12 protein-coding genes are annotated in these 12,544 nt (G+C 56.7%); 4 read left to right on the top strand and 8 right to left on the bottom strand.

Going from position 1 to position 12,544, the window contains the following annotated elements:
* Positions 1-114: 114 nt before the first annotated feature.
* On the top strand, positions 115-1,518 hold the full coding sequence (gene cycA, locus PGR23_RS14620; RefSeq protein WP_015368603.1) for a D-serine/D-alanine/glycine transporter: 1,404 nt from the start codon (positions 115-117) through the stop codon (positions 1,516-1,518).
* Positions 1,519-1,582: 64 nt separating this feature from the next.
* Here the strand turns inward: cycA and ytfE are convergent, their stop codons facing one another.
* From ytfE to PGR23_RS14640, 4 genes are all read right to left on the bottom strand, one after another.
* Positions 1,583-2,248, bottom strand: coding sequence for an iron-sulfur cluster repair protein YtfE (gene ytfE, locus PGR23_RS14625; protein ID WP_396280002.1), 666 nt, complete (start codon positions 2,246-2,248; stop codon positions 1,583-1,585).
* Positions 2,249-2,330: 82 nt separating this feature from the next.
* Positions 2,331-3,305, bottom strand: coding sequence for a DMT family transporter (locus tag PGR23_RS14630; RefSeq protein ID WP_289578054.1), 975 nt, complete (start codon positions 3,303-3,305; stop codon positions 2,331-2,333).
* A gap of 76 nt (positions 3,306-3,381) precedes the next feature.
* Positions 3,382-4,206, bottom strand: a complete 825-nt coding sequence (locus tag PGR23_RS14635) for an AraC family transcriptional regulator (protein WP_032709687.1) — start codon at positions 4,204-4,206, stop codon at positions 3,382-3,384.
* Between the two features lie 80 nt (positions 4,207-4,286).
* A complete protein-coding gene (locus PGR23_RS14640) occupies positions 4,287-5,135 on the bottom strand; it encodes an SDR family oxidoreductase (protein WP_396280001.1) in 849 nt (282 codons plus the stop codon).
* A gap of 89 nt (positions 5,136-5,224) precedes the next feature.
* On the opposite strand from PGR23_RS14640, the gene PGR23_RS14645 reads away from it, so the two are divergent.
* Entirely contained in the window at positions 5,225-5,596 is a 372-nt protein-coding gene (locus PGR23_RS14645; RefSeq protein ID WP_015704186.1) for a winged helix-turn-helix transcriptional regulator, read from the top strand.
* Positions 5,597-6,214: 618 nt separating this feature from the next.
* On the opposite strand, the gene PGR23_RS14650 is transcribed toward PGR23_RS14645, so the two are convergent.
* Positions 6,215-8,158 carry a bifunctional 2',3'-cyclic-nucleotide 2'-phosphodiesterase/3'-nucleotidase gene (locus PGR23_RS14650; protein ID WP_396280000.1) on the bottom strand — a complete coding sequence of 648 codons (1,944 nt, stop codon included), beginning with the start codon at positions 8,156-8,158 and terminating at the stop codon, positions 6,215-6,217.
* A 191-nt stretch (positions 8,159-8,349) separates the two neighbouring features.
* Between PGR23_RS14650 and cysQ the strand changes: the two genes are divergently transcribed.
* The gene (cysQ, locus tag PGR23_RS14655) at positions 8,350-9,093 is read left to right on the top strand and encodes a 3'(2'),5'-bisphosphate nucleotidase CysQ (RefSeq protein WP_015704189.1); all 744 of its coding nucleotides are present in this window, start codon (positions 8,350-8,352) and stop codon (positions 9,091-9,093) included.
* Here the strand turns inward: cysQ and PGR23_RS14660 are convergent.
* Positions 9,083-9,640: a YtfJ family protein gene (locus tag PGR23_RS14660; RefSeq protein ID WP_045396912.1), complete on the bottom strand. Its 558-nt coding sequence runs from the start codon at positions 9,638-9,640 to the stop codon at positions 9,083-9,085. The genes cysQ and PGR23_RS14660 overlap by 11 nt on opposite strands.
* Before the next feature lie 319 nt (positions 9,641-9,959).
* Here PGR23_RS14660 and PGR23_RS14665 point away from each other — a divergent pair, with 319 nt between their 5' ends.
* On the top strand, positions 9,960-10,166 hold the full coding sequence (locus PGR23_RS14665) for a DUF1107 domain-containing protein (RefSeq protein WP_015368594.1): 207 nt from the start codon (positions 9,960-9,962) through the stop codon (positions 10,164-10,166).
* A gap of 63 nt (positions 10,167-10,229) precedes the next feature.
* Here the strand turns inward: PGR23_RS14665 and PGR23_RS14670 are convergent, their stop codons facing one another.
* Positions 10,230-11,582, bottom strand: a complete 1,353-nt coding sequence (locus tag PGR23_RS14670) for a hemolysin family protein (protein ID WP_045411099.1) — start codon at positions 11,580-11,582, stop codon at positions 10,230-10,232.
* A gap of 181 nt (positions 11,583-11,763) precedes the next feature.
* Entirely contained in the window at positions 11,764-12,402 is a 639-nt protein-coding gene (gene msrA, locus PGR23_RS14675; RefSeq protein WP_045396918.1) for a peptide-methionine (S)-S-oxide reductase MsrA, read from the bottom strand.
* Between the last annotated feature and the right edge of the window lie 142 nt (positions 12,403-12,544).

Below are 12,544 nucleotides of genomic sequence, written 5' to 3' on the forward strand. Positions count from 1 at the left end.
ATTCATCCCTCCGATTCTTACCTAATATCGATAAACCCTCTTGCCAGGGTTGCGACAAATGACAGGCCAACAGAGCCTGAACAACACAGACAGGTACAACAGGAAGAAAATCACATGGTAGATCAGGTCAAAGTCGTTGCCGACGAGCAGGAGACGACTGAACAATCGCTACGGCGAAATCTCACTAACCGGCATATTCAGCTTATTGCTATCGGCGGGGCGATCGGCACCGGGCTGTTTATGGGGTCAGGCAAGACCATCAGTCTCGCCGGGCCATCCATTATTTTTGTTTATATGATCATCGGTTTTATGCTGTTCTTCGTCATGCGTGCGATGGGTGAATTACTGCTGTCGAACCTCGAATATAAATCATTCAGTGACTTCGCCTCCGACCTGTTAGGGCCGTGGGCGGGGTATTTTACCGGCTGGACCTACTGGTTCTGCTGGGTGGTCACCGGGATGGCGGACGTTGTCGCCATCACCGCCTACGCGCAGTTCTGGTTCCCCGGACTTTCTGACTGGGTCGCTTCGTTAGCGGTTATCCTGCTGCTGCTGGGCCTGAACCTCGCAACCGTGAAGATGTTTGGCGAAATGGAGTTCTGGTTCGCGATGATCAAAATCGTCGCCATCGTGGCGCTGATTGTGGTCGGCCTGGTGATGGTGATGATGCACTTTAAATCGCCGACCGGCGTCGAAGCCTCATTCGCGCATCTGTGGAATGACGGCGGCTGGTTCCCGAAAGGCCTCAGCGGTTTCTTTGCCGGCTTCCAGATAGCGGTATTCGCCTTCGTGGGTATTGAGCTGGTTGGTACCACCGCGGCGGAAACCAAGGACCCGGAAAAATCGCTGCCGCGGGCGATCAACTCCATCCCGCTGCGTATCATTATGTTCTACGTCTTCGCGCTGATTGTGATTATGTCGGTGACGCCGTGGAGCTCCGTCGTGCCGAGCAAGAGTCCGTTCGTTGAACTGTTTGTTCTGGTTGGTCTGCCGGCTGCCGCCAGCCTGATCAACTTCGTGGTACTGACTTCCGCCGCCTCTTCCGCTAACAGCGGAGTGTTCTCCACTAGCCGTATGCTATTCGGTCTGGCGCAGGAAGGTCAGGCGCCGAAAATGTTCGCCAAGCTGTCGAAGCGCGCGGTGCCGGCGAAGGGCTTAACCTTCTCCTGCATGTGTCTGCTGGGCGGCGTGGTAATGCTGATGGTCAACCCGAGCGTGATTGCCGCCTTCACCATGATCACCACGGTGTCGGCGATTCTGTTCATGTTCGTCTGGACTATTATCCTCTGCTCTTATCTGGTCTATCGTAAAAAGCGTCCGCAGCTGCACGAGAAGTCCATCTATAAGATGCCGCTGGGTAAAGTGATGTGCTGGGTGTGCATGGCTTTCTTCGTCTTCGTACTGGTGCTGTTGACGCTGGAAGATGATACCCGCGAAGCGCTGATGGTCACCCCGTTGTGGTTTGTTCTGCTGGGCGCGGGCTGGCTGTTTGCCGGTAAAAAACGTCTAGCGAAATAAAAAAGGCCACCCGGAGTGGCCAATAAACTGATAATGTCGAGAGGGCGCCTGCGGGCGCCTTTTTTTATGATTTTCCGGCGAGGGCACGCGGGAACAGCACGTTATTTTCCAGACTGATGTGCTCCATCAGGTCGTCAATCATCTCGTTAATGCCGTTGTACATCGCTTTCCAGGTAGTACAGGCTTCCGGCGGCGGCGTCACGTTATGGGTGATGTGCTTGATCACTTCCAGCAGTTCGCCCGCTTCGTCATGCTCGCTTTCCATTACGCTGATAGGACCGCCGGCCTGAGCGCCCATGCCCTGCTTGATCATCGGGAACAGGATCTGCTCCTCTTTCATCATGTGGCTGGAGAGTTCCTGGTTCAGCATGGTCAGATATTTGGTTAGCCCTTTTGGCACGTTCGGTTTATCGGCGTGGACGCGTTCAACCTTGGTTGCCTGCAGGATCAGTTCCGGCAGCTGTTCGCGGTGGCGATCATGATAGCGAACGATGATGTGGTCGATGATGTCGGCGAACGGCGCGGCGCGCCAGTCGCGCTCGACCGGCTGCTCGGCCAGTTTCGCCAGCTCGGCTTCAATCGCCGCAACATCCAGCGCTTTGCGCGTCGCCGCGCGCTCCAGGGTTTGTTTGCCGCCGCAGCAGTAATCCATATCGTATTGACGGAACAGCGCGGAGGCGCGCGGGATGCTCAGCGCCAGCTCGCCCAAAGGTTGGTCACGGAAAGCCATAGCAATTACCTCGTCATCAAAAATATAAGATGCATATTAAATGCATCTTATATAGATGGGAATACCCCTTTGGGATACCAGGCTATTTTTTTGGCTCAACGCGTAGTTCCTGCAGGACCGGTTTATCCGGGCGGGCGCGAACCGCCGACACCACGCCGAGCACCAGCAGCAGGATCCCGCTGAGCGTCAGCAGCGGCGGCAGGCTCTGGCGGAGCAGGAAGGTGTACAGCAGACCGGCCAGCGTCTCGAAGACGATCAGCGGCCCGAGGATCACCGTCGGCAGGCGCTGGCTGGCAATATTCCAGCACAGTGCGCCGACCCACGAACAGAGTACGGCGATCGCCAGCATCAGGACGATGAACACCGCCGGGCGCGGGCCGAAGGGGAGCGGGAAGTCGATATGCTGGTTCTGCAGCCACCCACAGGCGGCGATATAACCGACCAGCGAGACCGGAAGGGTGACCAACGCCTGCGCGGTAGCCCACATCATTGGCGGCTTATCCGGGTTTTCACGCAGCCAACGAGCGTTGCGCAGGGCATACCACGCCCAGCAGACGACGGAGATCAGCGCGAGAAGAATGCCCGAACCATAGCGCCACGGGCTGAAATCAGGAAGCCCGTGCTGCAGCTCCGCCACGTTGACGCATACCAGCCCCAGCGCAATACAGATTAGCGCCGGAAATAGCCGCCGCCACGGCAGCTTGCCATCGCGCTGGCTATAAAGCAGGTTGGCGCACACCGGCAGTACCACCGGCAGGGTGCCGATAATCATCGTCGATACCGGCGCGCCGGTGCGCTGAATGGCGCTGGCCAGACAGAAGTAATAGATCAGGTTCCCCATCATTGTCAGCGCCAGCGCGGTCCACCAGTCCTTACCCTTCAGCTGGCGTAGACGCGCGCGGCCGAGCCACGCCAGCGGCAGGGCGATAAGTCCCAGCGCCAGATAGCGCCCCATCGACTGCAGCACCGCCGGGTATTCCGGCACCAGCAACGGGCCAACGAAAATCAGCCCCCACATTAACCCCGCCAGCAGGGCATACAACACGCCGCTAATCATGATGACATCCATCTTCAGTTTGCTTGCGCCAAGTGTAGAAGGGTGTGGGGGAAAGAATATTGTATGAGATTGCGCTTTAGCGCCCGGCGACCTGCTTTTGATAACGCACCGGCGTAATGCCGTAGCGGCGGGTGAAGGCGCGGGTTAAGTGCGATTGGTCGGTTAACCCGGCGGCGATGGCCACTTCGGCGGCGGGCATGCCGTGGGTCAAAAACGCCTTGGCGCGCCACAGGCGAATCGCCATCAGCATCTGGTGCGGGGTAACGTGAAAGTGGGCTTTAAACTGGCGCTGGAAGTGATAGGGGCTGAGCGCCGCGACCTGCGCCAGTTCATCAAGGCTGACGGCACGCATATAGTTATCGTGCAGGTAGTCGCGTACCCGATCGAAGCGATGCGCCGCTTCCGGCGCCATTGGCGAATGGTGAGCCAGCGGGCGGAAGGTATCAACCAGGTCGAGCAGTATCCCCTGCTGCGCCAGCGGATCGTCTGCGTGCCACAGGCCGTAAATCAGTTGGCCGATTTGCCGGGCGCGCTGCGGCTCCTGGCGCACGACCTCGCTGAACCACCAGTGGCGAACGCCGGTGAAGGCCTCCAGCCGATCCGGCTCCAGATAAATCATCCGGTAGCGCCAGCCTTCGGCGGTTTCCGCCTCGCCGGTATGGAGCTCATCCGGATTCATGGTGACGATGGAATTGGCTGAGGCGACGTGCTGACTACCGCGATAGCGAAAGCGTTCGGCGCCTTGTTCAATCACGCCGATGCCGAAGGCTTCGTGGGTATGCGGTTCAAAGGCATAGCGGGAAATATGGGCGTGATAGAGCTCAACGCCGGGGAGTTGTTCGAGATGGCGAAAGCGCGCGTGGTCTTTTTCATCGCTAAATTGTGGTGGTACGCCCTGCATGCCGTGTCTCCCGACGATTCATCCCTTCAATATTAGAGATGAAGCGCCGGGAAGCAACCGCAAAAACTGACAGGGAGCGATTAGATGATGCCTTTCACGCTATCGGCAAACGACGTGGTCGGGCGGCCAATCAGTTTGCTCAGGGTGCGGCTGTCGTCAAATAGTCCGCCTTTCGACGCGCCGGTATCGGAATCCGCCAGCATATCGGCAAGCCCGGCCGGCAGGCCGACGTTTTTCAGCGCGGCGGCGAAATCGGCTTCGCTGAGGTTTTGATAAACCACATTTTTCCCGCTTTGCTTGCTCAGCTCGGCTGCCAGTTCGCTCAGGGTCCAGGCGTTATCTCCCGCCAGTTCGTAAACTTTCCCGGCATGGCCCTCACCGGCGATAACGTGGGCGGCGGCGGCGGCATAATCGGCACGGGTGGCGGAGGCGATTTTACCCTCGCCGGCGGCGCCGATAAACACGCCGTGTTCCAGCGCCGGCGGCGCGCTGGCCAGATAGTTTTCGGTATACCAGCCGTTGCGCAGCAGCGCGTAAGGAATGCCGGAATCAGCCAGCATTTGTTCGGTTTCGATATGTTCACCGGCCAGGCCCAGCGGTGAGGTATCGGCATGCAGCAGGCTGGTATAGGCGATAAATTTCACCCCAGCGGCTTTAGCGGCGTTAATGACGTTACGGTGCTGAACGGCGCGCTGGCCGACTTCGCTTGAAGAGATTAATAACAGTTTATCAACCCCTTGCAGCGCGGCGGTAAGCGCGGCTTCATCGCCGTACTCGGCCTGGCGCACGACGACGCCCTGCTGGCTGAGCGCTTGCGCCTTTGCCGGGTTGCGGACAATCGCCACAATCTGGCTGGCGGGAACGGTTTTTAACAGATCATGCAGTACGTGCTGGCCAAGCTGGCCGGTAGCGCCGGTAATCGCGATCATAGGTCTTCTCCTTCGTGTTCATTGGCAGTTGTGGTAAGCTAACACCTTAACTAACTTTTAGTAAGTACGTACAAAAAGGTAAGTATAAAATGGCCGAACCGACGCTGAGCGACAAACTGCGCAACGGGAATCTGTTTGCTGAACAGTGCCCGTCGCGTGATGTGCTAAAACACGTGACCAGCCGCTGGGGCGTGTTGATTCTGGTGGCGCTACGCGAGGGAACCCACCGCTTTAGCGATCTGCGACGCAAAATGGGCGGCGTCAGTGAAAAAATGCTGGCGCAGTCCTTACAGGCGCTGGAACAGGATGGCTTTATCGACCGTGTTTCATATCCGGTGGTGCCGCCGCATGTTGAATATAGCCTGACGCCGCTCGGCCTGCAGGTGAGCGAGAAGGTGGCGGCGCTGGCGGACTGGATCGAGCTGAATCTCCCCGCGGTGCTGGCTAACCACGGGGAGTGAAAATGTATCCCGGGCTACCAGCCAGCTTCGCTTTGTAGCCCCGGTAAGCGCAGCGTCACCGGGGAGCTGTACCCGGATAGCGGCTGGCGCCTTATCCGGGCTACCAGTCAGCTCCGCTTTGTAGCCCTGGTAAGCACAGCGCCACCGGGGTACCAGGTGTTATCGGTTTGCAACTGTTTTGGTCCGGGAAAAACCGTTGTTTTGTATTCATTCAGAGCACATTGCGCTCCCGAACTGTCTCCTGCGTTATGTTTCTCATGGCGCGGGGAGCGCACAGAGGGCGGCCAGTCGCCGCCGCCCTCTGTACTCCCGGGCTCTGGCCGCCAAAATCGCCACTTCGTGGTGCCTTCGACTTATCCCGGCAGGCTCCGGGTCGGGCCGAGGCAGCGTCCCTGCAAATCACGGCCCTCAGCCCGCATCCATGCGGGCTGCCCCGGCCTTCCGGGAACGTCTCAGCGATTTTGAGGCCACCAACACCGGCAGTTTCAGCCAGCATGGTGAATAAATTAACGGCAGGCCGTACGGGCTATACCCGGATAGCGGCTTGCGCCTTATCCGGGCTACCAGCCAGCTTCGCTTTGTAGCCCCGGTAAGCGCCGCGCCACCGGGGAACAGGCATTACTGACTCAAATCCAGCTGATAAATAGCGAAGCCGATATCATCGGTCGCTACCTGCCGCATCGGATACTGCGCTTTCTCTTTGATAAACGCCGCGGCTTTGTCGCCTGGCGAGGTCTCAAAGCGAATATCCAGCGGCGTTTTGCTGTGGATCGGCGCCAGCCGCCAGTTGTTATCCGCCGCCGGATGGATCGCGCCATCTTTCTTCGACTGCGCGCCAATCCACGCCGCCAGCACCGAACGGTTTTCGTCCGGGGAGGCAAAAGCGATATGGCTGTCGCCGGTACCGGCGAATTTGCCGCCGTAGGCGCGATAGTTATTGGTGGCGACCAGGAAGGTGGCCTGCGGATCGATAGGCTTACCGTTAAAGGTCAGGTCTTTGATGCGCTCTGACTGCGGGTGAATCATCTGGCACTCGCCGTCGTAGCGCGCCGGTTGACTCACGTCGATCTGATAGTTTACGCCGTCAATCACGTCGAAGTTATAGGTGCGGAACCCGTCCCAGTTAATCAGCGACTGTGGTTTGCTGCTGGCGGTGTCAATCTGATTAAACTGCCCGGCGGAGCATTCGAGCCACTCCTTGACCTCTTTACCGCTTACCTTCATCACCACCAGCGTGTTCGGGTAGAGATAGAGGTCGGCGGCGTTACGGAAGGTGAGCTGGCCTTTTTCCACTTCGACAAAGCTTGCCGGATCGTTTTTACGTCCGCCGACTTTAAACGGCGCGGCGGCGGAAAGCACCGGCAGCTTCGCCAGATCCGGATCGCCCTGGATGTAGTGTTCGACATAGGCCTTTTGCGCCATGTTGACCACCTGCACCGTTGGGTCGTCCTGCACCAGCGCCAGGTAGCTGTACATGTTGTCGGCGGACTTGCCGATAGGTTTGCTGACGAATTCGCGAGTAGCGTCGTGATCGGCTTTCAGCACCGCCACCATTTTACTATCTTCCGCCGCCAGCGACTTTTTCGCCACCGGGTCGTAAATAGGCCGCGCTTCGGCTTTGGCCTGCGTTACTTGCCATTTGCCGCTGTCGTTATTCAGCACCAAATCGACCACCCCGAGATGATCGCCCCACATTCCCGGCATCACCGCCGGAATACCGTTTAGCGTACCTTTGGCGATATCCGCGCCTTTAATACTGGCGAAGTCTTCACCGGGGAACACCGCGTGGGCGTGGCCGAACATAATGGCGTCAACGCCCGGCACCTGGCTTAAGTAGTAGACCGAGTTTTCCGCCATCGCCTGATAGGGGTCGGCGGAGAGGCCGGAATGCGCAACCACGACCACCACATCAGCGCCTTTCGCGCGCATCTCCGGCACGTACTTACGCGCGGTTTCAGTGATGTCGTTGACCTTCACCTTGCCGTTGAGGTTGGCTTTATCCCAGGTCATGATCTGCGGCGGCACAAAACCGATATAGCCGATGCGCAGTGTATGGGATTGACCATCGCTATCCTGAACCTGGGTATCCTGAATCAGGTAGGGCGTAAACATTGGTTTGCCGGTTTTGAGATCGATAATGTTGGCGTTAACGTAGGGGAATTTCGCTCCGGCCAGCGCCTTGTGCAGGAAGTCGAGACCGTAGTTGAATTCATGGTTGCCCAGGTTGCCGACGGCGTAATTCAGGGTGTTCATCGCCTTATAAACCGGGTGCACATCCCCCTCTTTGAGTCCTTTTGCCGCCATATAGTCGCCCAGTGGGCTACCCTGAATAACATCGCCGTTATCCACCAGCACGCTGTTTTTCGCTTCCGCGCGGGCTTTTTCAATCAGGCTGGCGGTTCTGACCAGGCCGAATTTTTCCGTCGCGGCATCTTTGTAGTAATCGAAATCCATCATATTGCTGTGCAGATCGGTGGTTTCCATGATCCGCAGGTCGACCGTCGCCGCGTTGACGCTGGCCGCCACCAGCGTGGCCAGCAGCGTTGCGCTAAACTTAATCATCAGAGGCGTCCTTTTTTATGAGCAATGGCACAAAAGAGAATGTATTTACATTCTGTTGCTTACAGAATTGTGAATTCTGCCAGAAAAGCGTGAATGGAAACCGCTAGTGTTATCACAGATAGCGGAACTGGTGATGATGCGATATAAATAAAACAACGAGTTAACGCCACTGTAACCAGAAGAGGTGGAGAATGTTAGAACAAGTATGTCAGCTTGCACGGACCGCGGGCGATGCCATCATGGATGTCTACGATGGGAACCAGCCGATGGATGTGAGCAGCAAAAAGGATGATTCTCCCGTTACCGCGGCGGATATCGCCGCGCATAAAGTCATTGTCAGCGGCCTGCAGGCGCTGGATGCAGCAATCCCCATCCTGTCGGAAGAGGATCCGCCGGCGTGGGAAGTGCGGCAGCACTGGCAGCGCTACTGGCTGGTGGATCCGCTGGACGGCACCAAAGAATTTATCAAGCGCAACGGCGAATTCACCGTCAATATCGCGCTGATTGAAAACGGCAAACCGACGCTGGGCGTGGTGTACGCGCCGGTGATGAAAGTGATGTACAGCGCGCAAAATGGCAAGGCGTGGAAAGAAGAGTGCGGCGTGCGCAAGCAGATTCAGGTTCGCGATGCTCGCCCGCCGCTGGTGGTGATTAGCCGCTCCCACGGTAATGACCCGGAGCTGCAGGAGTATCTGGAGCAACTGGGCGAGCACCAGACCACCTCAATCGGTTCGTCGCTGAAGTTCTGCCTGGTGGCGGAAGGTCAGGCGCAGCTCTATCCGCGCTTCGGGCCGACCAGCACCTGGGACACCGCCGCTGGTCATGCGGTCGCGGTAGCCGCCGGGGCGCACGTTCACGACTGGCAGGGTAAAACCCTCGACTACACGCCGCGTGAATCCTTCCTCAACCCCGGCTTCCGCGTCTCTATTTATTAAGCAGCTTATGCAGCAGGTCGACGACCTGCTGTACCTCTTGCTGGGTCAGCGCGCCGTCTTTTGCCCACTGAACGCGTCCGTCTTTGTCTAACACCACAATCGCCGAACTGCCTTCATCGAGCTGCCAGGCTTTGCGTGCGAGACCGTTGCTGTCGACGATAAACTGCGACCACGGATAGAGCTGTTTATTGCTCTCAATGCTGCTGCGCACGAACATTCCGGAACCGGGGATCGCGTCATCGGTATTGACGATGGTGGTGGTCTGGTAGCGGTCGTGCGGCAGGCCAGCCGCCTTAATCGCCTCAATCAGATTGGCATTTTTCTCTTTTGCCGAGGTGCGCCCGGCAATATGCTGGATGACGCGCACTTTTCCCGCCAGCTGCGAGCTATTCCAGTTTTTGTAGCTAAACTTATCGTTACTCAGTACCAGTTCTCCGCGGTCGGCGATGCCTACCGGCGCGACGCGTTGACCGTCGACAAAATTATGTGCCGAAGCCATTAATGGCAACAGGAGGGCGGAAACCGCCAGCAACTTACGTAGGGTCATGAGATATCCTTTTTTATATGCAGGTGATCCGACCACTTGGTCTTGTTTAATGATAAGTGCGAATTGTCGCCATTACCCGCAAGCGTGATGCCAGTTTGCGTGCCAACGCACACATTCAATAAAAAACGGAAACTTATACTAACAACTACGTATGCCTGAAACGAAAATTCTGAATTATTGTCATCAAAGGGTAAAAAAACTTCTACAGACTGGGTGACTTCGGAAATCTGGACTATAGTTTTAGGGCATTAAAATTTGCGCTCCCGATACGCGGGCTAACTGTGGCACCGCAGGAGCGTAACCCTGGCAGGAGACAACAATGAAAATTTTCCAACGCTACAATCCGCTGCAAGTGGCGAAGTACGTGAAGATCCTGTTTCGTGGACGGTTGTACATCAAGGACGTTGGCGCTTTTGAATTTGATAAGGGCAAAATCCTTATCCCGAAGGTTAAGGACAAGCTGCACTTCTCAGTGATGTCCGAGGTCAATCGTCAGGTTATGCGTCTGCAAACAGAGACCGCATAACGTGGTATGACGGCACGAAAAAAAACGGCTCCCGATGGGAGCCGTTGATGTTTTCAGGGCCGCTTACGCCGCACCTTTCTCTTTTTTCGCCGCGTCTTCGACATCAGGCAGTTTCGGTACCAGCACCGTTGGTTTGTTATCGATACGGGTGACCAGCAGCTGGTCGATACGGTAGTTATCGATATCCACCACTTCAAACTTGTAGCCGGAGAACTTCACCGCATCGGTGCGTTTCGGGATCTTGCGCAGCATAAACATCATAAAGCCGCCGATAGTCTCGTAATTATCGGACTGCGGGAACTCATCGATATCGAGCACGCGCATTACGTCATCGATTGGCGTACCGCCGTCAATCAGCCATGAGTTCTCATCGCGGGCGACAATTTGTTCTTCCAGCCCCTGGCCGACCAGGTCGCCCATCAGGGTGGTCATGACGTCGTTGAGGGTGATGATCCCTACCACCAGCGCGTATTCGTTCATGATCACCGCGAAGTCTTCGCCGGCGGTTTTAAAGCTTTCCAGCGCTTCAGAGAGCGTCAGGGTATCCGGCACGATCAGCGTATTGCGGATCTGCACGCCGCCGGTTAACACCAGGCTCTGGTTTGCCAGCACGCGGTTCAGCAGGTCTTTGGAATCGACGTAGCCGATGATGTGATCGATATCTTCGTTACACACCAGGAACTTGGAGTGCGGATGCTCCGCCACTTTATTCTTCAGGCTCTGCTCGTCTTCGTGCAGATCGAACCAGATCACGTTTTCGCGCGGCGTCATTGAAGAGGGAACGGTACGGGATTCCAGCTCAAAGACGTTTTCAATTAATTCGTGTTCTTGTTTACGCAGCACCCCGGCCAGCGCTCCGGCCTCCACCACCGCGTAGATATCATCGGAGGTGATGTCGTCTTTACGCACCATCGGGATTTTAAACAGACGGAAGATGTTGTTCGCCATGCCGTTAAACAGCCACACCAGCGGGCGGAAGACCAGTAAACAGAAGCGCATCGGGTTGATGATGCGCAAAGCCACGGCTTCTGGCGCAATCATACCGATGCGTTTCGGCGTCAGGTCAGCAAACAGGATGAACAAGCTGGTGACCAGGGTGAAGGAGAAAATAAAGCTCAGCTGCTCGGAAAGCTCCGGCGACATGTAGCGGCTCAGCACGCTGTGGAAAGCAGGGGAAAAGGCGGCGTCGCCGACGATACCACCCAGAATGGCCACGGCGTTGAGGCCGATCTGCACGACGGTGAAGAAGGTGCCGGGGTTTTCCTGCATTTTGAGAACGCGCTGCGCGTTCACATTGCCTTCATCAGCCAGCAATTTGAGTTTGATTTTACGCGATGCGGCCAGTGAGATTTCAGAGATCGAAAAAAACGCACTGACGGCAATAAGGAAAAGTATTACTAAAATACTGTTTAACATATCTTTTCTGACCGTTGAGGCCAGATCCTCGGAAGGGAAGTGGATAACTCTTTTAATGTGGAATACATAAAAAACCGGTCCGAAGGCGCTGGACCGGCTATGACACAGCGTAGTATAGCGTAAATGTCTGTAAAGCCACCAGAGCGATAATTATTCGCGCCAGCGGCCTTATTCTTCAGGATTACGCCTGCGGGGGGAGGCAAACGCCAATCCCGCCGATACCGCAGTAGCCGTACGGGTTTTTGTGCAGGTACTGCTGATGATCGTCCTCGGCGTAGTAGAACGGTTTTGCCGTGGCGATCTCGGTGGTGATCTCGCGGGTATCGTTGGCGTCGCGCATCGCCTTCTGGAAGCGCGCCAGGCTGGCCTGCGCCGCTTCAAGCTGCTCCGGCGTCAGCGGGTAGATAGCCGAACGGTACTGCGTGCCGTGGTCGTTACCCTGCTGCATCCCTTGCGCCGGGTCGTGATTCTCCCAGAAAACCTGCAGCAGCTGCTCATAGCTGATGACCTGCGGGTCATATACCACGCGCACCGCTTCCGCGTGCCCGGTCTCGCCGCTGCACACTTCACGATAGGTCGGGTTTGGCGTGTAACCGCCGGTATAGCCCGCCGCGGTGCTGTAGACCCCCGGCAATTGCCAGAACAGACGCTCGACGCCCCAGAAGCAGCCCATCGCGAACAGCGCTACCTCCATTCCTTCAGGAACGTTGGTCATTGAGTGGCCGTTAACGGCGTGGAGCGTTGCTACCGGCATCGGCGTGTTGCGCCCCGGCAGCGCATCCGCCTGGGCGACAAGATGCGTTTTATCAAATAGACTCACGGTTGGCCTCGCAATTTGTGGTTAAGGTTGTAACGTCGCGTATCTTTTTAGACAATAAACACGCTCAATACGTCTAAATTTAAACATAAGAATTATTTGGGTTACCGTCACTTTTTCAACCCTTAGTTGTTAGGGTTTTGTT

The organism is Klebsiella sp. 141162, assembly GCF_050600755.1.
In the GTDB taxonomy this organism is placed as follows: domain Bacteria; phylum Pseudomonadota; class Gammaproteobacteria; order Enterobacterales; family Enterobacteriaceae; genus Klebsiella; species Klebsiella aerogenes.